General features: G+C 69.3%; 13 protein-coding genes and 1 pseudogene. 4 read left to right on the forward strand and 10 right to left on the reverse strand.

What is annotated here, in order from left to right; genetic code table 11:
- Positions 1 to 229: 229 nt before the first annotated feature.
- Positions 230 to 2683 carry a DNA gyrase/topoisomerase IV subunit A gene (locus AC068D_RS27915; RefSeq protein ID WP_478825850.1) on the forward strand — a complete coding sequence of 818 codons (2454 nt, stop codon included), beginning with the start codon at positions 230 to 232 and terminating at the stop codon, positions 2681 to 2683.
- Positions 2684 to 2728: 45 nt separating this feature from the next.
- Here AC068D_RS27915 and AC068D_RS27920 read toward each other — a convergent pair whose 3' ends face one another.
- The 3 genes from AC068D_RS27920 to AC068D_RS27930 are packed head-to-tail and all read right to left on the reverse strand — an operon-like array spanning position 2729 to position 6172.
- Positions 2729 to 3871, reverse strand: coding sequence for a DUF1266 domain-containing protein (locus AC068D_RS27920; RefSeq protein WP_478825851.1), 1143 nt, complete (start codon positions 3869 to 3871; stop codon positions 2729 to 2731).
- Complete coding sequence (locus AC068D_RS27925) at positions 3868 to 5022, reverse strand: DUF1266 domain-containing protein (RefSeq protein WP_478825852.1); 1155 nt, start codon at positions 5020 to 5022, stop codon at positions 3868 to 3870. Before AC068D_RS27925 ends, AC068D_RS27920 begins: the two co-directional genes overlap by 4 nt.
- 43 nt (positions 5023 to 5065) lie before the next feature.
- Positions 5066 to 6172: a CobW family GTP-binding protein gene (locus tag AC068D_RS27930; protein ID WP_478825853.1), complete on the reverse strand. Its 1107-nt coding sequence runs from the start codon at positions 6170 to 6172 to the stop codon at positions 5066 to 5068.
- Between the two features lie 222 nt (positions 6173 to 6394).
- Here AC068D_RS27930 and AC068D_RS27935 point away from each other — a divergent pair, with 222 nt between their 5' ends.
- Positions 6395 to 8053: a sensor histidine kinase gene (locus AC068D_RS27935; RefSeq protein WP_478825854.1), complete on the forward strand. Its 1659-nt coding sequence runs from the start codon at positions 6395 to 6397 to the stop codon at positions 8051 to 8053.
- Positions 8050 to 8781: a response regulator gene (locus AC068D_RS27940; protein ID WP_478825855.1), complete on the forward strand. Its 732-nt coding sequence runs from the start codon at positions 8050 to 8052 to the stop codon at positions 8779 to 8781. The genes AC068D_RS27935 and AC068D_RS27940 overlap by 4 nt, the downstream gene beginning before the upstream one ends.
- A 261-nt stretch (positions 8782 to 9042) precedes the next feature.
- Here the strand turns inward: AC068D_RS27940 and AC068D_RS27945 are convergent, their stop codons facing one another.
- From AC068D_RS27945 to AC068D_RS27955, 3 genes and pseudogenes are all read right to left on the reverse strand, one after another.
- The gene (locus AC068D_RS27945; protein WP_478825856.1) at positions 9043 to 10635 is read right to left on the reverse strand and encodes a solute symporter family protein; all 1593 of its coding nucleotides are present in this window, start codon (positions 10633 to 10635) and stop codon (positions 9043 to 9045) included.
- Between the two features lie 296 nt (positions 10636 to 10931).
- A pseudogene (locus tag AC068D_RS27950) lies at positions 10932 to 11402 on the reverse strand (DUF485 domain-containing protein); the annotation flags it as partial.
- Between the two features lie 137 nt (positions 11403 to 11539).
- Entirely contained in the window at positions 11540 to 13657 is a 2118-nt protein-coding gene (locus tag AC068D_RS27955) for a DNA gyrase/topoisomerase IV subunit B (protein WP_478825857.1), read from the reverse strand.
- 435 nt (positions 13658 to 14092) lie between these two features.
- On the opposite strand from AC068D_RS27955, the gene AC068D_RS27960 reads away from it, so the two are divergent.
- Positions 14093 to 14323, forward strand: a complete 231-nt coding sequence (locus tag AC068D_RS27960; protein ID WP_478825858.1) for a DUF7455 domain-containing protein — start codon at positions 14093 to 14095, stop codon at positions 14321 to 14323.
- Between the two features lie 230 nt (positions 14324 to 14553).
- Here AC068D_RS27960 and AC068D_RS27965 read toward each other — a convergent pair whose 3' ends face one another.
- The 4 genes from AC068D_RS27965 to AC068D_RS27980 all read right to left on the reverse strand — a co-directional run bounded on the left by AC068D_RS27965 (position 14554) and on the right by AC068D_RS27980 (position 19894).
- Positions 14554 to 15384: a S1 family serine peptidase gene (locus AC068D_RS27965; RefSeq protein WP_478825859.1), complete on the reverse strand. Its 831-nt coding sequence runs from the start codon at positions 15382 to 15384 to the stop codon at positions 14554 to 14556.
- Between the two features lie 171 nt (positions 15385 to 15555).
- A complete protein-coding gene (locus AC068D_RS27970) occupies positions 15556 to 17106 on the reverse strand; it encodes an RNA polymerase sigma factor (protein WP_478825860.1) in 1551 nt (516 codons plus the stop codon).
- A 413-nt stretch (positions 17107 to 17519) separates the two neighbouring features.
- Entirely contained in the window at positions 17520 to 18419 is a 900-nt protein-coding gene (locus AC068D_RS27975) for a FadR/GntR family transcriptional regulator (RefSeq protein ID WP_478825861.1), read from the reverse strand.
- A 722-nt stretch (positions 18420 to 19141) separates the two neighbouring features.
- The gene (locus tag AC068D_RS27980; RefSeq protein ID WP_478825862.1) at positions 19142 to 19894 is read right to left on the reverse strand and encodes an NUDIX hydrolase; all 753 of its coding nucleotides are present in this window, start codon (positions 19892 to 19894) and stop codon (positions 19142 to 19144) included.
- Positions 19895 to 20010 lie beyond the last annotated feature (116 nt).

Consider the following 20010-nt stretch of genomic DNA (forward strand, 5'->3'; position numbering starts at 1 on the left):
TCCTGCCACTGTATGCAAGCCCGCCGACACCTGGCGAAGTTCCCGGCAGTCCGCCGGAGCGTTCAGGGGCGGGCCCCGGGCGGGGCCCGCGGCCGGGCGACCGGGCCGGTTCCGGGGCGCCGATACGGGCGGGTACACGGGTCGCGGTCGGCGTTGTCAGCGGGACGGTCCACAATGGTCCGCGTCAGATCCGTTCAAGGTTCATGTTGGTGAAGGAGCCGCAGCAGCGATGGCCCGCCGCAGCACGAAGACGCCGCCGCCCGACGACTTCGAGGAAAAAATCCTCGACATCGACGTCGTCGACGAAATGCAGGGCTCCTTCCTCGAGTACGCGTACTCGGTGATCTATTCCCGAGCCCTGCCCGATGCCCGGGACGGCATGAAGCCCGTGCACCGCCGGATCGTGTACCAGATGAACGAGATGGGGCTGCGCCCCGACCGCGGCTACGTGAAGTGTGCCCGTGTCGTCGGCGAGGTCATGGGCAAGCTGCACCCGCACGGCGACGCGTCGATCTACGACGCCCTGGTGCGCATGGCACAGCCCTTCTCCATGCGTCTCCCGTTGGTCGACGGCCACGGCAACTTCGGCTCGCTGGGCAACGACGACCCCCCGGCCGCCATGCGGTACACCGAGTGCCGGATGGCCGATGCGACCAGCCTGATGACCGAGTCGATCGACGAGGACACGGTCGATTTCACGCCCAACTACGACGGGCAGGAGCGGGAGCCGGTCGCTCTTCCGGCCGCCTACCCGAATCTGCTGGTCAACGGCGCATCGGGCATCGCGGTCGGTATGGCGACGAACATGCCGCCGCACAACCTGGGCGAGGTCGTCGCCGCCGCGCGCCATCTGATCCGGCACCCGGGCGCCGATCTCGAGACGCTGATGCGGTACGTCCCGGGTCCCGACCTGCCGACCGGCGGCCGGATCGTGGGCCTGTCCGGAATCAGGGACGCGTACGAGAACGGCCGCGGCACCTTCAAGATCCGTGCGACGGTCGCCGTCGAGACCGTGTCGGCGCGCCGCAAGGGCCTCGTCGTCACCGAACTGCCCTTCACCGTCGGCCCGGAGAAGGTGATCGCGAAGATCAAGGACCTGGTCGGCTCGAAGAAGCTGCAGGGCATCGCGGACGTCAAGGACCTCACCGACCGTGAGCACGGGCTGCGCCTGGTCATCGAGATCAAGAACGGCTTCATCCCCGAGGCCGTCCTGGAACAGCTGTACAAGCTGACGCCGATGGAGGAGTCCTTCGGCATCAACAATGTGGCGCTCGTCGACGGCCAGCCGCTGACGCTGGGCCTCAAGGAGCTGCTGGAGGTCTATCTCGACCACCGCTTCGACGTGGTGCGCCGACGGAGCGAGTTCCGGCGGCGCAAGAAGAACGACCGGCTGCATCTCGTGGAGGGCCTGCTCGTGGCGCTCCTCGACATCGACGAGGTCATCCGGCTCATCCGCTCCAGCGAGAACTCCGCACAGGCCAAGGAGCGGCTGATCGCGCACTTCTCGCTCAGCGAGGTGCAGACGCAGTACATCCTGGACACCCCGCTGCGCCGGCTGACCAAGTTCGACCGGATCGAGCTGGAGAGCGAGCGCGACAGGCTGACCGCGGAGATCGCGGAGCTGACGCGGATCCTCGAGTCGGACGCGGAGCTGCGCAAGCTGGTGTCGTCCGAACTGGCCGCGGTGGCCAAGAAGTTCGGCACCGACCGGCGCACCGTCCTGCTGGAGTCCGCGGGGGCACCCGCACCCGCAGTCGTGTCCCTCCAGGTCGCGGACGACCCGTGCCGTGTGCTGCTCTCCTCGACGGGGCTGCTGGCCCGTACGGTCACCGGGGAGCCGCTGCCGGAGGACGGCGGCAAGCGGACCAAGCACGATGTGATCGTCTCCGCCGTGCCGGCGACGGCGCGTGGCGAGGTCGGTGTGGTCACGTCCTCCGGACGGCTGCTGCGCCTCTCGGTGATCGACCTTCCGCAGCTGCCCGAAACGGCCGCCGCACCGAATCTCTCGGGCGGGGCCCAGGTGTCCGAGTTCCTGTCGCTGGAGACGGACGAGTCCGTGGTCTGTCTCACCACGCTCGACGAGTCCTCGCCGGGCCTGGCGCTGGGCACGCTCCAGGGTGTGGTCAAGCGTGTGGTGCCGGACTATCCGGCCAACAAGGACGAGCTGGAGGTCATCGCTCTCCGGGACGGTGACCGCATCGTGGGCGGCGCCGAGCTGCGGACGGGTGAGGAGGACCTGGTCTTCATCACCTCCGACGCCCAGCTGCTGCGCTTCCAGGCCTCTCAGGTCAGGCCGCAGGGCCGGCCGGCGGGCGGTATGGCGGGCGTCAAGCTCGCACAGGGCGCAGAAGTGATCTCGTTCACCGCGGTGGATCCCGCGGCGGATGCGGTGGTCTTCACCGCCGCCGGTTCCACGGGTGCACTGGACGACTCGGTCACGACGGCCAAGCTGACGCCGTTCGACCAGTATCCGCGCAAGGGCCGGGCGACCGGCGGCGTGCGCTGCCAGCGGTTCCTCAAGGGCGAGGACGTGCTGCTGCTGGCCTGGGCCGGGGCGGCTCCGGCCCGCGCCGCGCAGAAGAACGGCACCCCGACCGAGCTGCCGGAGATCGACCCCAGGCGCGACGGCTCGGGCACGCCGCTGTCGAAGCCGGTCGCCTCGCTGGCGGGTCCGGCGTCGTAGAGCGCACGCCCCCTCCGCCATCGGGCGGAGGGGGCGGCGGAGCGGTCAGCTCCAGGGGATGTTCCGCCAGGGACTGCCTTCGTTCTCCGTGAGCAGCCGGTGGGCCCACAGAGAACCCTCGTAGAAGTCGCCGTACTCCTCGTCGTCGAAGCGGAGCACCCGGCCCAGCGTGTACCCGGCCGAGAACTCCTCCCATGAGTGGTACGCCGACTTGCTCAGCGCGCCCGCGTGCACGATCGCCTGCTCGGCCTCGTGCGGGGTGCAGTAACGCGCGGCCAGCCCCCAGCGGGCCACGGACGGTGCCCGCCCGTAGTCGTACGCGGCTGCTGTGACGACCCGGCCGTCTCCGGGCAGCAGTCCGTCGGCCCGGAATCTGGCCTCGTAGCGCACGATGCGGCGCACCAGCTCCTCCATGTCGTTGACGACGGCGGGCGGGGCTCCGCGGTCGTGCAGGGAGCCGGCAGCGGTCTCGCGCCACAGGTCTGCCGGCGGGAGCTCGCCCAGTCCCCGGCGCAGTTGCTCGCGCACCCGCAGCGCGAACTCCGGCTGCGGCGGGCTGTTGGAGTAGTCCAGGAGGGCGCTCATCTCCTTGTGCCATCCTGCGTTGTCGGTGATCGCCCAGGACTCGCGGAGCATGCGCCGCTGGGACTCGTAGTCGAGATAGACGGTCCCGACCTCGTTCCAGGGCACGCCGTTGCGCACGGCGAGGTGCGCTCCGCACCCGAGCCCGAAGGCGAGCGGCCCGAACAGCGGGCCCGTGTGGAGCGCGCTCAGCCGGTTGTCCGTGGTGCGGTCGTTCTCCGCGTAGTACCGCCGCCACAGCGCCCGGTCCTGTGGTGACGCCGGAAGGCTGACGGCCGCAGGGGTACCCGGATTGACGGCGAGCCACAGCTTCGGGTCGGACCACTGGTGCTCGGCCACCATGTCGAGCGACACCTCGTGGAACACCCAGTCCGGGTGCCAGGGCGGCAGCATTCCCCGGGTGAGGAGGGGCCTGAAGGGCCGCCCGGTCACCGGGTCCGCCACCGGGCGCCAGCGGTAACTGCCGGGCTCTGCGTCGACCTCGTGCCGGGCCTGCCCCACATACAGCTGCTCGGCCGCGAGCACCCGCAGCTGCGCGTCCACGTCTCCGCGCAGCCGGGCCTCGTACAACTCACGTTCCACCGCCGTCGGCGGCACCCAGTTCATGACCACGGGACATTCCGGTAGGGGCTCCGCGGGTGCTGCGTGAGTATCCGGTGCTGCACGACCGACTCCTGGTACGTCTGTCCGAACTCCTCGTCGTCGAAGGCGAGTACACGGGCCAGCGAGTACGCAGCCGAGAACGCCTCCCACGAGGCGTACGTCTCACGGCCCAGTCTGCCGGCCGTGAGCACCGCCTGCTCGGCCTCCTGCGGGTCGCACAGGCGGGAGCCGAGCGCCATCCGTACGAAGATGACGATCCGTCCGTAGTCGAAGGCACTCAGCGAATCGACGCGTTCACCGGTTCCGAGCACGCCGTCGGCGCGGAAGCGCTCCTCGTAGCGGGCGATCCGCCCGGCGGTCTCCCGGATCTCCTCGACCGTGTCGTGGTCCGCCCTGCGCTGGAGCAGGACGCGGGTGACGGCATCCAGCCACTCCTCGTGGGAGGGTGCCCTGCCCAGGCGTTCGGTGAGCCGGACGCGGGTGCCGAGGGCGGTGGCTTCCTCCTTGCCGCAGAGCCTGGCCTTGCAGAGCGCGTCCAGCGTGTCGAGGAACTGGGCGCGGTTCGTCACCTTCCAGGTGCCGCGCAGCGTTCCGGCGTCCCTGAAGTAGTCGAAGTACGTCGTGCCCAGTTCGTTCCAGGCCACGCTGTTGTGCACCGACAGATGGGCGCCGCAGGCGAGACCATGTGCCAGGGCCCCGTGCAGCGGACCTCCGGTGTGCGTGACCAGCAGACCTCGTGGCGGCCCGCCGGTCTCCGCGGCGGTCTTCAGCCAGCTCTGACGGTCGGCACGCCGGGCGTCCACGGTGACGGCGCACGGTGTGCCCGGGTTGACCGCCAGCCGCCACCGATCGTTCGGCCACTCATGCGCCAGCTCGGCCAGGGTGACGGATCGGTGCACCCATTCCGGGTGCCAGGGAGGCAGCATGCCTGCCGTGAACGCCGGAAGGGTCCGCTTGCCGGTCACCGGGTCCTTCACCGGCGCGGGCAGGGTGGGCGATCCGGGGGTGTCCGCCTGCAGCCGCCCGACGGCCAGGAACAGATTGGCGCGGGAGAGTACGGCGAGTGCCGCCCCGGCTCCGTCGCCCGCCCTTGCCTCGTACAGCAGTTGCTCGGTTTCCGTGGGCGGCGCCCACCCCGTTGTCCCTGTCGTCACGAGGCTGATCCTATGAACCACGCGCTCGCTCCGGGACAACGGGTCACGGCATGTAGTCGTCCGGTTCCGGCCCTTCGGCCGTCCCGGGCGCGGGCACATGACGCAGGACGCCCCACATGCTGTGCTCCGGCGGGGTGTCGTGCGGTCCGGAGATCCGGGCCGCGTCCAGCTCCTCGAGCGCTGCTGCGGAGTCGATACCGGAGCCGATGAGGACCAGCTGGGTCGTCCGCTCCACGGCCTCCGGCGTGGGCCAGGGCTCCGGTTGGAAGCGGAGGAACCGACCGACGGAGTGGAGGGCGTACCGATTGAGGGGATCGGCGTCACCGAAGTCGACAAAGCCCTTGATCCGATAGAGCCCTTGGGGCCGCGAGTCGAGGAAGTCCAGCAACCGGCGCGGGTGCAGGGGCTCGGCAGAGGTGAACGAGACGGTCTCGTAGGCGGTATGCAGATGGCCGAGGTGGTGATGGCTTTCGCGGTCGCTTCCGTCCACCTGCTCGTGGACGTCGTCGTAGGCATCCTCGAACGACAGCTGGCCCACCCGCTCGGTCCGCGGGCGGCACTCGAAGAGCAGTCCGGGATCGACGCGCCCGTACGCCGCCGTGAGCACGGCCGCCCCGTCGGCAAGGCCAGTGATCCGCTCGCGCAACCGCTCGACCGCGCCACCGGCAACCCGGTCCGCCTTGTTCAGCACGATCAGATCGGCAATGCGGAGATGGCGCTCGATCTCCGGGTGCCGCTCCCGGGTGGCGTCGAACTCCGCGGCGTCGACGACTTCCACGAGACCGCCGTACACGATCCGCTCGTTTTCGCTGGCGAGCAGCATGCGGACGAGCTCCTGCGGCTCGGCGAGACCGCTCGCCTCGATGACGATCACATCGAGGCGGGCGGTGGGCCTGGTGAGCTTGTCGAGAAAGACGTCGAGCTCGCTCGCGTCGACGGCGCAGCACAGACAGCCGTTGCCGAGGGACACCGTGGAATCACCCAGCTGACCGGCCACGGTCATGGCATCGATCTCGATCGACCCGAAGTCGTTGACGATCGCGCCGATCCGGGTACCGCGGCTCGCCCGGAGCAGATGGTTGAGCAGGGTCGTCTTGCCCGATCCCAGAAAGCCCGCGAGGACGATGACGGGGATCTGCTGCTTGCTCAACGCGGAACCTCTCCGGCCGACGACTCCATGTCCTGCACCCAGAATATGCGGCGCCGCCGCTCGGCCCGCCGCGTCGGCGACAGTCGGCCCCGGACTCGCTCAGGGGTCTTTCGACGAGCAGTGCGCCGGGCCCGGAGGCTGCCGCGCCTGTTCCCACCCGGATCTCACCGACCGGACGCCGAGATTTCCGAAGCGCGTATCCGCCCTCTACCGTGCCTCTGTATGAGCCCCGCACCGACCGGCCCAGGCGCGCCGGCGAGACGCCGGCGGTTCGGCTGGCCTCGGCGGGTCTTCGCTCAGGTCCTGCTGATGCAGCTGGCCATCGCCGCCGGTGTCACCGTGCTGGCCACCGGCCTGTTCCTGGCACCGCTGAGCGCCCAGCTGGACGACCAGGCCATGCGGCGCGCGCTGGCGATCGCCGAGACGACCGCCTCGCCGCAGGTCGCCGAAGCACTCCTGACCTCGCCGCCGTCCCTGCGCGGCCCCGTGCAGCGGGAGGCGGACCGCATCCGGCAGGCCACGGGCGCCGAGTATGTCGTGATCATGGACACCCGTGGTGTGCGCTGGTCGCACACCGACCCCGGCGAGATCGGCCGCGTGGTCTCCACCGACCCCAGCCAGGCACTCGCGGGCCGGCACATCATGGAGATCGACAGCGGCACCCTCGGCCGCTCCGCTCGGGGCAAGGTGCCTCTCCGCGACGACGAGGGAAAGATCATCGGGGCGGTCTCGGTCGGCATCGAGTACGACAGCGTCCGCGAGCGGCTGCTCGCCGCGATCCCCGGTCTGCTCGCCTACGCGGGTGGCGCCCTGGCGGCCGGCGCCCTCGCCGCTTACATGATCTCCCGCAGACTCCAGCGGCAGACCCATGATCTCGCCTTCTCGGACATTTCGGCGCTGCTGGCGGAGCGTGAGGCGATGCTGCACGGTATCCGCGAAGGCGTCGTCGCCCTCGACGGCTCGGGCAGGATCCGGCTCACGAACGACGAGGCGCAGCGGCTCCTCGGCCTCGGCCCCGAGGCCATCGGGCGGCCACTCGACGACGTCCTCGGGCCGGGTCGCACGACGGATGTGCTGGCCGGACGGGTGACCGGTGAGGACCTGGTCACCGTACGGGGACATCGTGTGCTGATAGCCAACCGCATGCCGACGGACGACGGCGGGGCGGTGGCCACGCTTCGCGACCGCACCGAGCTGGAGCAGCTGGGCCGTGAGCTGGACTCCACGCACGGGCTGATCGATGCGCTGCGCGCCCAGGACCATGAGCACGCGAACCGTATGCACACGCTGCTCGGGCTGCTGGAGCTGGAGATGCACGAGGAGGCCGCGGAGTTCGTGACCGAGGTCGTGGGTGTGCACCGGGCCACCGCGGAGCAGATCACCGAGAAGGTCCATGATCCGCTCCTGGCCTCGCTGCTGGTCGGAAAGGCGACGGTCGCGGCGGAGCGGGGTGTCTCCCTGCGGATCGCGTCCGGGACCCTGCTGCCCGACCGGCTGGTCGACCCGCGCGGACTGGTCACCGTGGTCGGCAACCTCGTCGACAATGCGCTGGACGCGGCCGCCGGCTCCGATGACCCGCGCATCGAGATCGAGCTGCGTGGCGAGGGACGTACGGCAGTCCTGCGGGTCTGCGACAGCGGACCCGGCGTACCCGCCGATCAGCGCGAACTGATCTTCACCGAGGGCTGGTCCACCAAGGAGCTCCCGGCACACGGCAAGCGCGGACTGGGGCTGGCACTGGTGCGGCGATTCGCCGAACGGTACGGCGGCAGCGTCCGGGTGACCGAGGCGGATGCGGCGATGGGCGGCGCGGAGTTCACCGTCGTGCTTCCCGAGGCGCTGTCGGAGCCGGGCCTCGCGGCCGTCGGAGAACCACGATGACCGGCGCCGCGATCAACGTCCTGGTCGTGGACGACGACGTCCGGGTGGCCCGGATCAACGCAGTCTATGTGGCCAAGGTCCCGGGCTTCCGGGTCGCCGCACAGGCTCACTCCGCCGCCGAGGCGCTCGCCCGGATCGCCGGACAGCCCGTGGACCTGATCCTGCTGGACCACTATCTGCCGGACGAGAACGGACTCTCGGTCGTCCGGGAGCTGCGCCGTCAGGGCCACCGGATCGATGTGATCATGGTGACAGCGGCTCGTGATGTGGCGACCGTCCAGTCGGCGATGCGGCACGGGGCACTCCAGTACCTGGTGAAGCCGTTCGCGTTCGCAGGTCTGCGCGCCAAGCTGGAGGCGTACGCCGGGCTCCGCCGCACTCTGGAGGGCGGTGGAGAGGCCGAACAGGCCGAGGTGGACCGCATTTTCGGGGCCCTCTCCGCCACGAGCGCTCCCGGTCTCCCCAAAGGGCACTCACCGACGACCGCCGAGCTGGTGCGCAAGGTGCTCCTGGCCGCCGACGCCGCTCTCTCCGCACAGGAGATCGCCGAACGGGCCGGGCTGAGCCGCCAGACCGCACAGCGCTATCTGAAGCTCCTGGAGCGCTCGGGCCGGGTCAGTCTGTCCTTGAGGTACGGGGAGACGGGCCGTCCGGAGCACAGGTACACATGGGCGGCGAGCGTCCCGGGCCCGTCCTCCGGACCGGGCCGGCGAGGTCCGGACGGCTGACCCGATGCGGTGACGGATGAGTTCACCGGCTCGCGACGCCCTGCACGGCGCCGCACCGCTCGGTCGGAGTCACTGGAGTACGGCCTGCTCCCCGTCCGGTGCGGCTCACCTTGCGCATGCTCGCCGAGCACCACACCTTTGGGCCGGTCCGGTCGTCGACCATGCCCGACCGGGACGCCGGACACGCGCGGAGCACATCCGGATCATCGTCGTACGGTTCCGGTGAGGGCGCCGTGCCGGTGACGGCGCCCCTGTCACTGTTCAAACCGCCCCTGCCCCTGTCAGCGCGCGCACCTCGGTTTCCGCGTGCTTCGCCTCGTCCGGTACGTCGTTCGAAGTGACGGTGCCGATCCAGCCGGCGAGGAAGCCGAGCGGAATGGACACCACGCCCGGGTTCTGCAGCGGAAAGACATGGAAGTCCACGCCCGGGAAGAGCGCCTCCGGACTTCCGGACACCACCGGCGAGAGCAGCACCAGCAGCACCGCCGGGATCAGCCCGCCGTAGACCGACCACACCGCACCACGCGTGGTGAAGTTCCGCCAGAACAGCGAGTACAGCAGCACCGGCAGATTCGCGGAGGCGGCGACAGCGAAGGCCAGGCCGACCAGGAAGGCCACGTTCAGATCACGGGCGAGCAGGCCGAGCGCGATCGCGGCCGCTCCGATGACCGCGGCGGCCATCCGCGCCACCGCGACCTCACTGTGCTGTTTCCCGCCGCGGCGCTTGAGCGAGGCGTACAGATCGTGCGCGACAGAGGCCGAGGAGGCGAGGGTGATGCCCGCGACCACGGCCAGGATGGTTGCGAAGGCCACCGCCGCCACGACGGCGAACAGCACGGTGCCCCCGGTGGAGCCCGCACCGCCGCCGAGGTCGAGGGCGAGCAGCGGAACCGCCGTGTTCCCCGCGGCGTTCGATGCACGCACCTCGTCCGTGCCGAGGATGGCCGCGGCACCGAAGCCGAGCACGATCGTCATCAGATAGAAGCTGCCGATGAGACCGATGGACCAGACGACGGAGCGCCGGGCAGCCCGCGCGGTCGGCACGGTGTAGAAGCGGGACAGGATGTGCGGAAGTCCGGCGGTGCCCAGGACGAGTGCGAGCCCGAGGCTGATGAAGTCGAGGCGGGCGGTCCAGTCCCCGCCGTAGCGCAGACCGGGCTGAAGGAAGTCCTTGCCGTGGCCGCTCTGTTCGGCGGCGGACTTCAGCAGTTGGTTGAAGTCACCGTGGAAGTGCGCCAGCACGAGCACGGTGAGGGCGATGGCACCCGCCATCAGCAGCACGGCCTTGACGATCTGGATCCAGGTGGTGGCCCTCATCCCGCCGAACGACACATAGATCACCATCAGGGCGCCGACGCCGATGACGGTCCAGGAGCGTGCGGCCTCGCTCGTGCCGCCCAGGAGCAGGGCGACGAGGCTGCCGGCTCCCACCATCTGGGCAACCAGATAGAGCACGGACACGGTGACCGAGGAAGTTCCTGCCGCGATGCGCACCGGGCGCTCCCTCATCCGGGCCGCGACGACATCGGCGAGCGTGAACCGTCCGCAGTTGCGCACGAGTTCGGCGACGAGGAGCAGAACGACCAGCCAGGCCACGAGGAAACCCACGGAGTAGAGCATTCCGTCATAGCCGTAGAGGGCGATGAGGCCGGAGATTCCGAGGAAGGAGGCTGCCGACATGTAGTCACCGGCGATGGCGAAACCGTTCTCCATCGGCGAGAACAGCCGCCCGCCGGCATAGAACTCCTCCGCCGAGCCATGCCGGTTGCGGCTGACCCAGGTGGTGATGCCGAGGGTCACTGCGATGAACGCGCTGAAGAGCAACAGCGCCAGGGTCTGATGGTCGCCCGTCAACGCTCGGCCCCCCGCATCTGCTCCATCACGGACACCGGTGCCAGGTCGCGCACCGGCATCTGAACCGGTTCCCGGTTCCGCGGAGGCACCCCGCCCGGCCCCGGATTCCGCACCGGCACGTCGACGGGATCCTGGTCCCGCACGGGCACCCCGACCGGCTCCAGGTCCCGCACGGGCTCGCGCTCGTGCTCCCGGTCCGGTTCCGGCTCCCCGTGCCGTACTCGGGCCGGCGCCGGCTCGAGCGTCGGCACCGGCTCCCCGTACCGGACCTGCTCCGGTGCCGGCTTGCGCGTCGGCTCCTGCTCTCTCGTCTGGTCGAAGACCGTCCATCGCAGGTCCAGCGCCGCGCGATCCCGGCACAGCCGGGCATGCCGCGCATACGCCCAGGTCAGCAGGAACGTGCTGAGGAACTGCCCGAGTCCCGCCACCATCGCCACATTGACCACTCCGGCGACGGGCCGCGCCATCAGCCCTGGCGCGGCGGTGGCGGCGACGACGTACGCCACGTACCAGGTGAAGAAGGCGAGAGTCGCGGGCACGACGAACCGCCGGTAGCGAGTGCGCACTTCCTGGAACGCCGCACTGCGCTGCACTTCCAGATAGATGTCGGTCGCCGTCTGGCGGTGCTCCGGGCAGGAGGTCCCGCCGGGGGCCGCGGGCACGGGTACGCCCGTCCCGTCCAGCTCGCCCCAGCCGGCGGCCAGCGCGTCGTACCACGGGTCGTCGATGCGTACGGCCCCGTCGTCCCGGCCTTCCTGCTTCTCCACGCTCAGTTCTCCTTGTCAGCGAACCATTGAGGTCGCGTGCACAAGAATGGACAGAACGGGGAGATCCCGGACTCTTCTCTTCTCCTCTTCACCCCATTAGGTGACGGATGCTGCGGTTCCGCCCCAGGAGTCGGGTATCAGGCGTCGATGCGCGAGCGGTCCAGCGTCGCCGCGGAGCTGGTGATGAACTCCTTGCGCGGGGCGACCTCGTTGCCCATGAGGAGGTCGAAGACCTGCTCCGCGGACTCCAGGTCGCCGATGTTGATCCGGCGCAGCGTGCGGTGGCGCGGGTCCATCGTGGTCTCGGCGAGCTGGTCGGCGTCCATCTCACCAAGACCCTTGTACCGCTGGATCGAGTCCTTGAAGCGGACTCCCTTGCGCTGGAACTCCAGCAGTGTGGAGCGCAGTTCGTTGTCCGAGTAGGTGTACACGTACTTGTCCTGGCCCTTCTTGGGCTGGACCAGCTCGATCCGGTGCAGCGGCGGCACAGCGGCGAAGACCCTGCCCGCCTCGACCATGGGCCGCATGTAGCGCTGGAAGAGCGTGAGCAGCAGACAGCGGATGTGCGCGCCGTCGACATCGGCGTCGACAAGCAAAACGATCTTGCCGTACCGGGCGGCATCAATGTCGAAGGTGCGACCCGAGCCGGCTCCTATGACCTGGATGATCGCACCGCACTCGGCGTTCTTGAGCATGTCGGACACGGACGACTTCTGGACGTTGAGGATCTTGCCCCGGATCGGGAGCAGAGCCTGGAACTCGGAGTTCCGGGCGAGCTTCGCCGTACCGAGAGCGGAGTCCCCCTCGACGATGAAGAGCTCGCTGCGCTCGACGTCGTCGCTGCGGCAGTCGGCGAGCTTGGCGGGCAGGGACGAGGACTCCAGGGCCGTCTTCCTGCGCTGTGCGTCCTTGTGCTGGCGGGCCGCGATGCGCGTACGGGCCGCGGCGACGGCCTTCTCCAGCACGGCCCTGGCCTGGGCCTTGGCATCCCTCTTGGTCGAGGTGAGGAATGCCTTCAGCTCCTTGGCCACGACGTTGGCGACGATCCGGTTGGCAGCCGATGTGCCGAGGACCTCCTTGGTCTGGCCCTCGAACTGCGGCTCGGCCAGCCGCACGGTCACGACCGCGGTGAGCCCCTCGAGGGCGTCGTCCTTGACGATGTCGTCCTCGGCGACCCGCAGCATCTTCGCGGAGCGCAGCACCTCGTTGACCGTTCTGGTGACGGAGCGCTCGAAACCGGTGACGTGAGTGCCGCCCTTGGGCGTGGCGATGATGTTGACGAAGGACTTGAGCGTGGTGTCGTAGCCGGTGCCCCAGCGCAGTGCGATGTCGACGGCGAGCTCGCGGGTGACCTCGGTGGGGGTCATGTGACCGCGGTCGTCCAGGACGGGAACGGTCTCCTTGAAGGTGCCGTTGCCGGTGAGGCGCAGCACGTCGCAGACGGCCTTGTCCTGTGCGAGGTATTCGCAGAATTCACTGATGCCGCCGTCGAAGCGGAAGATCTCCTGCGACTTGCCCTCACCCGCAAGGTCCCGCTCGTCGCGGACGACGATCGTGAGGCCGGGGACGAGGAACGCGGTCTGGCGGGCGCGCTGGTGCAGGGTCTCCAGGGAGAGCTTGGCGTCCTTGAGGAAGATCTGGCGGTCCGCCCAGTAGCGCACGCGGGTGCCGGTGCGGGCCTTGGGCACCCGCTTGCCCTTGAGCAGTCCGTTGGCGGGGTCGAAGGGGGCGTCGGGCCCGGACTCGGTGAAGATGCCGGGAACACCGCGGCGGAAGCTGATCGAGTGCGTGGCGCTGTTCCGGTCGACCTCGACGTCGAGGCGGGAGGACAGGGCGTTGACGACGGAGGCACCCACTCCGTGCAGACCGCCGGAGGCCGCGTACGAGCCGCCGCCGAACTTTCCGCCGGCGTGCAGCTTCGTCATCACGACCTCGACACCGGAGAGCCCGGTCTTGGGCTCGACATCGACGGGGATGCCCCGGCCGTTGTCCCGGACCTCGACGGAGCCGTCGTCGTGGAGGATCACCTCGATGTGGTCGCAGTACCCGCCGAGGGCCTCGTCCACCGAGTTGTCGATGATCTCCCAGAGACAGTGCATCAGACCACGGCTGTCGGTCGACCCGATGTACATGCCTGGCCGTTTGCGGACAGCTTCGAGCCCCTCGAGAACCAGCAAGTGCCGCGCGGTGTAGTTGGAACCGTCACGGTCTGCGGTCAGCAGCGCACTGGACGGCACGGACTTTTCGGCGGTCACGCGGTTCGCTCCTCGCTGAATTTGGATCTGGCCCCTGTGGGGTAAAGGCCCCGGCGTCGGTCGCCGGTCAGAGGGTACCGAGGCCTGGTAGAGCCGATGTAACGCCACCCTCTTGATTCTTCATGCTAGTCGAGAGTCGCATACACGTTCGATCCCTCGATGGAGTGACGCGCACATCACGTTCCCTTCCGGGCATGAACCATTTAGGCTCCGGGCACGTCCTCATGAACAACCGGCAACCCAGCCGGGAGGACCGAACCACACAGACCAATGCGAAACCGTAAAGCGATGCAATACGGCACATTCGCCGCCAACCGGCAGCAGACAGCCACCTTGACAAAGAAGTTTCAGGGTAAAGGCGGGAGCGGGAACGTTTTCGGCCTGGTTGGATGTTGACCCTGGTACGACAGCTCGTCGAGCTAGAGAAGAGGCGACGTGACTACTGTTCTGACCCCCGCGAGCCCGCTGACGGCCGCTGACCGCTGCGACCGCTGCGGCGCCCAGGCGTACCTGCGCGTCGTCCTGACAAGCGGCGGTGAACTGCTCTTCTGTGCCCATCACGGGCGCAAGTTCGAGCCGGAACTCAAGAAGATCGCCGTGGAGATACAGGATGAGACGGAGCGGCTGACCGCCGTACCGGCCGACACCGGTGACGACGAGCGCTGACTTTCGCGTCCGACGACGAGCCAAGGGCCGGTCCCGGACCGGCCGATGGGCGGCCGCCCCTCACTGAGGGGCGGCCGCCCATTCTCATGACCTGCAGCAGCCGCATCGTCGCCGTCCGCGGTGCGGACGACGCGGGCAACTGCGGGCGTCGTCGCGGGGCCGCCGGTACTGGTTGCAGGCCCCCGGTCATACAGCGTCACCGGGCGGATCCACGGCCGGGAGGCGGCACTTCAGGGCCGTCCGGCCACCGATGGGAGCACCGTGGCGACCCGGGTGTACACCCCTGGGCTGTCCGCCCGGCCGCATCCGCTGCCCCAGGAAACCAGCCCGATCAGCCGTCCACCGGCCACCAGAGGACCTCCGCTGTCCCCCTGGCACGCGTCATGCCCGCCCTTCTCGTCGCCTGCACAGAGCATGGTGGAAGGTTCGTAGCGGCCTCCCACACCGCCCGGATAGGCACGGGCACACACCGTGTCGGGCATGACCCGCACCTGCGCGGAACGCAGCGCGTACGCATAGGTGCCCGCCCCGGACGTGTCACCCCAGCCGTAGACCGCCGCAGTGGTGCCCGGTGCGTACGCAGCGTCACCGCGGCCCGCGGTGGCGATCACATGATTCGCGGGGAGCGCCTTCGACAGGGTGAGTACGGCCAGATCGGCGGAGTGCGTACGGGCGCTGTACGTGGGTGCGATCCGGACCGCCCGCACAGGGATCTCCTGACCCCCCGTACCGAGCAGCTCCTCACGTCCCGTGATGACACGCAGATCGCGGATGTCCTTCACGGCCGCACCCAGCACCTCACGGCTGAGACAGTGGGCTGCCGTGAGCACCTTCGTCGGCGCCACGACCGCACCGCCGCAGAACTGACCGGCCCGCATACCTCCGAACCGGTCACGGCTGGACAGGGCGACGACCCACGGGCTGTCCACGGACCGCACGGGGCGGCCGCCGATGATCACACTGTCGGCGGATGCCGGGGCCGGTCGGGCGAACGGCACAAGGGCCGCTGCCGCCATCAGGGCCAGTGGCCCTGCCAGTGTTCGGGCGATGGGGCGACGCATACCGTCTCCTGACTCTCCGGTGACATTCCGTCCACTCAGAGTCAGTCAGGCCACGGCAGCCCGCACCCGCTGCACAACGCCCGAGGGCCCGGCCCCCGCAGGGGAACCGGGCCCTCGGCCGCGCAAGGGCGGACGACCTGCCGTCCGCTCCATCGCCAGTGCACCGCCGACTCAGTCGAGGTAGTCGCGCAGCACCTGCGAACGGGACGGGTGACGCAGCTTCGACATCGTCTTGGACTCGATCTGACGGATGCGCTCACGCGTCACGCCGTAGACCTTGCCGATCTCGTCGAGGGTCTTCGGCTGGCCGTCGGTGAGGCCGAAACGCATGGAAACGACGCCCGCCTCGCGCTCCGACAGGGTGTCGAGCACCGAGTGCAGCTGCTCCTGGAGGAGCGTGAAGCTGACCGCGTCCGCCGGAACGACCGCCTCGGAGTCCTCGATCAGGTCGCCGAACTCGCTGTCGCCGTCCTCACCCAGCGGGGTGTGGAGGGAGATCGGCTCGCGGCCGTACTTCTGGACCTCGATGACCTTCTCGGGGGTCATGTCGAGTTCCTTGGCCAGCTCCTCCGGAGTGGGCTCGCGGCCCAGGTCCTGAAGCATCTGGCGCTGCACACGCGCGAGCTTGTTGATGACCTCGACCATGTGCACCGGGATACGGATGGTGCGGGCCTGGTCCGCCATGGCGCGGGTGATCGCCTGACGAATCCACCAGGTGGCATACGTGGAGAACTTGTAGCCCTTGGTGTAGTCGAACTTCTCGACGGCGCGGATCAGACCGAGGTTGCCCTCCTGGATGAGGTCCAGGAAGAGCATGCCGCGGCCGGTGTAGCGCTTGGCGAGCGAGACGACCAGGCGGAGGTTGGCCTCCAGCAGGTGGTTCTTGGCCCGGCGCCCGTCCTCGGCGATGATCTCCAGCTCGCGCTTGAGCTTCGGGGCGAGCTTGTCGGAGTTCGCCAGCTTGTCCTCGGCGAACAGACCCGCCTCGATGCGCTTGGCGAGCTCGACCTCCTGCTCGGCGTTGAGCAGGGGGACCTTGCCGATCTGCTTGAGGTAGTCCTTGACCGGGTCGGCAGTGGCGCCGGCCGCGGCGACCTGCTGCGCGGGGGCGTCGTCCTCGTCCTCGTCGGACAGGACGAAGCCCGCGCTCTCGGCACCCTCGGGCTCGTCGGCGCCGCCCTTGCCGGGCTGCGCCTCCTCGAGCGTCTCTTCGCCTTCGAGCAGCTCGTCGCTGTCCTTCTTGGTGGCGGTCTTCTTCGCCGTCGTCTTCTTGGCGGCGGTCTTCTTCGCCGTCGTCTTCTTGGCCGCGACCTTCTTCGCAGCCGCCTTCTTCGCGGGCGCCACGGTCTCGTCGGCCGAGGCCTCCACGGTCTCTGCCGCCGTTGCCGCGGTGGCCGCGACGGTCTTCGCCGTGGTCGTCTTGGCCGCGACGGTCTTGGTAGCGGTGCGCTTGGCCGGGCTCTTCGCTGCGACGCTCTTGCGGGTGCGCTTCGGCGACTCCGCGGCACTGACCATCAGCGTCACACCCTCTTCCTCGAGGATCTGATTGAGGCTGCGCAGAACATTCTTCCACTGGGTTGGCGGAATCTGGTCAGCCTCGAAGGCCCGACGCACGTCATCGCCGGCGATCTGCCCATCAGCCTTTCCCCGCTCGATGAGCGCCATCACAGACTCGGACTCGGCGATCTCCGGCGGGAGCGTACGGGATGTGCTGGCCGACACGAACAACCTCTCGGAACGATGGAAAACGGCTTCCGGCCCCGCCCATGATCGGGCCGGAGCCGACGACCGCCGGTTGGGGATGTGACCGACGGCGCAGGCTGGACCTCAGAGCTGCACAGCGCCGTGAACGGCGTCTGTATTCCCTCCTCGGCTGTCACCTCTTAGGTCATCGCACTGTTTCGAGGAGTGTTACGCCCAATCCGCGTGGCCCGAGTCACACCTCATTTGCGACAAAACATCCAATGGGGAAGTTCGCTCCAAAATCGTCTCGCTGAAGTCACCACAGAGGCTCCCGCGAATTCCTTCCCCGCCCTACGGCTCATGACACCGCGACCACGATCGTGTCGCCGGACCCGCGGGTCCGGCGACACACGATGGGGTTACGTCCTGGGACGCCCCGGCCGTACCTGCGGTCAGTGCTCGCGAGGAGCAGGAACGACGCGGTCCACCTCGGGGTGGACGGTGAGGAGTTGGCGCATGGCCGCCTCGGCGCTGTTCGCGTCGCCGGCGCCGAGGGCGTCCACGATCCTGGCGTGGTGCGCCAGGGAGACCTCGGAAGGCCGGTCGCAGCCCGAGGCCGGGCCGCCCGACACCTGAAGCGCGGCGCCGACGATGCCGGACAGGTGCTCCAGCATGCGGTTGCCGGCGACCTGGATCAGGAGCGAGTGGAACTCGGCGTCGGCCCGCGTGAAGGTGATTCCGTCACCCTGAGTAAGGGCGTGGTTCATGATCTCGACCATGTCGCCGAGGCGCTGCTGCACATCCTCCCTGCCGTGGCCCGCGGCGAGGCGGGCGGCGAGCGGCTCGATCGTCCAGCGGAGCTCGGTGAGCTCACGACGCTGGTCGTCGCGCTGCGGACCGAAGGCGCGCCACTCGATGATGTCGGGATCCAGCAGATTCCAGTCGCTGACCGGACGGACCCGGGTGCCGACGTTCGGGCGGGCGCTGACGAGGCCCTTGGCCTCGAGGACGCGGAGCGACTCCCGGACCACGGTCCGGGAGACCTCGAAGCGCTGTCCGATCTCCTCGGGTACGAGCGGGCGGTCGGCTCCGAGGTCACCGGAGACGATCATCTGGCCCAGCTGCTGGACGAGTTGACCGTGGAGCCCGCGGCCCCGGCTGCCCGCAGTTCGGCGGCCGGCCGCCCGGCCCAACTCGCCGTCCGCGGCGTCCCAGGCGGGGGGGCCGACACGGTCCGCACGGTCGGCGCCGGGCGCCTCCGGATAGGGGTATCGGTCGAGTTCGCCCGGGCCGGCGAGGCCGGACTCGGCGGGGCGGGCGGCGGTCATCATGGTGTGCGCAAGGGTACTCACGCATCCTTTGTCGGCGCGGCTCCCACGACCCTTGAGGTCTTTGGTGAAAAGCACACGAAAGGGTGATCAGCGCCCCCTCCACAATTGACGACTTATCAGGAAGAAACGGTCGTTCATCGGGGAGTTGCGACGGTTTCCCGCCCTCCACGCTGCCCTGTCCGCCGTAGGACCCTGCCGCGGGAGACGTGGCACAGGCTTCCCGGAACGACGGAAGAGTGCGGCAACGTCCTTGCGGAGGGCATGGGTTGGGCCGCATCCACAGCCCCCGTGAAACGCGGCGCCTGCAGTTTCGCGCGGCGACGGCAACGCATCTCACGCCGCACCGGGCCCGCTGCTGTCGCCGCAGCGCGGTCGGCGCAAGCGGTCCGGCCATCGGCGCGCAACGACCCCACCCGTGCCATGTCCGACCGGCCTCTTCATCGTCAGTGGCACGGGAGTCACCGGAACGACGACCACGGCCGCAATCGCACGCCGCCGAAGGCGAGGATTTCACCGCGAGGACTTCGGCGAGGACTTCGGTGGCCAACCGGTCCGACCATCCGGCATGGCCAACTCACCGACTTCGGGAGCCAGTTTTCGCGTATGTGCAGCACGTCCTGTGCAGCACGTCCTCGCCGTGCGCACGCGGAGCTCGACCTGCTCGGGCCGGCCGTGCGGCAGCCGGGTCGGACGACGCCGCCGGACCCTTGACTCCGGTCGGCGTTCGCCGTGGGCCTGTCTCGTCAGACCTCCGGCCGCAGCATGGGCGGGTTGAGCAGAGTCGCGCCGCCGGCCCGGAACAGCTGAGCAGGGCGGCCGCCCTGGCGGGTCGTGGTCCCGCCCACCGGCACCAGGAAGCCTGGAGTGCCCGTGACCTTCCGGTGGAAGTTCCGCGGATCCAGCGCAACGCCCCACACCGCTTCGTACACCCGCCTCAGCTCGCCCACCGTGAACTCCGGCGGACAGAACGCCGTGGCCAGCGAGGAGTACTCGATCTTCGACCTGGCTCGCTCCACGCCGTCCGCCAGAATCCGGGCATGGTCGAAGGCGAGCGGCTCGTTCTCGCGTCCGTCGCCCTCCGGGTCCAGCAACGACTCGACGGGTGCCCAGCGGGCACTGTTCGCGTCACCACCCGCGCGGGGCGCCGGCAGATCGGGGGAGAGCGCGAGGTGGGCGACGCTCACCACCCGCATACGGGGGTCTCGCTTCGGGTCGCCGTAGGTGGCGAGCTGCTCCAGGTGGGCACCATTGTCGTGCTCGGGCGAACCAGGGTCGTGCACACAGAGCCCGGTCTCCTCGACGAGCTCCCGCGTCGCCGCCGCCGCAAGGTCCTCGTCGGCCCTGACGAATCCCCCGGGCAGCGCCCAGCGCCCCTGGAACGGCGGCTCTCCGCGACGGACGACCAGTGCGCAGAGCGCATGGCGGCGTACGGTGAGCACGACCAGGTCGACGGTGACGGCAAAGGGCGGGAAAGCCGACGGGTCGTAGGGAGACATGACGCGATCATAGTCGTCTTCCTGACGATAAACACTCCCTTCGTGATCCCGAACGACGACTTCTCGGCTCGCTCCGGCCCCCGCGCGTGCGCCGCATCCGCCGGCCGCAGTCGTCG

The organism is Streptomyces sp. NPDC043861 (assembly GCF_056435905.1).

Coding starts and splice junctions, on each gene's coding strand:
- AC068D_RS27965 (WP_478825859.1), bottom strand. CDS start 15,384: ATGCGTCGCCCCATCGCCCGAACACTGGCAGGGCCACTGGCCCTGATG.
- AC068D_RS27980 (WP_478825862.1), bottom strand. CDS start 19,894: ATGTCTCCCTACGACCCGTCGGCTTTCCCGCCCTTTGCCGTCACCGTC.
- AC068D_RS27935 (WP_478825854.1), top strand. CDS start 6,395: ATGAGCCCCGCACCGACCGGCCCAGGCGCGCCGGCGAGACGCCGGCGG.
- AC068D_RS27915 (WP_478825850.1), top strand. CDS start 230: ATGGCCCGCCGCAGCACGAAGACGCCGCCGCCCGACGACTTCGAGGAA.
- AC068D_RS27940 (WP_478825855.1), top strand. CDS start 8,050: ATGACCGGCGCCGCGATCAACGTCCTGGTCGTGGACGACGACGTCCGG.
- AC068D_RS27920 (WP_478825851.1), bottom strand. CDS start 3,871: ATGAACTGGGTGCCGCCGACGGCGGTGGAACGTGAGTTGTACGAGGCC.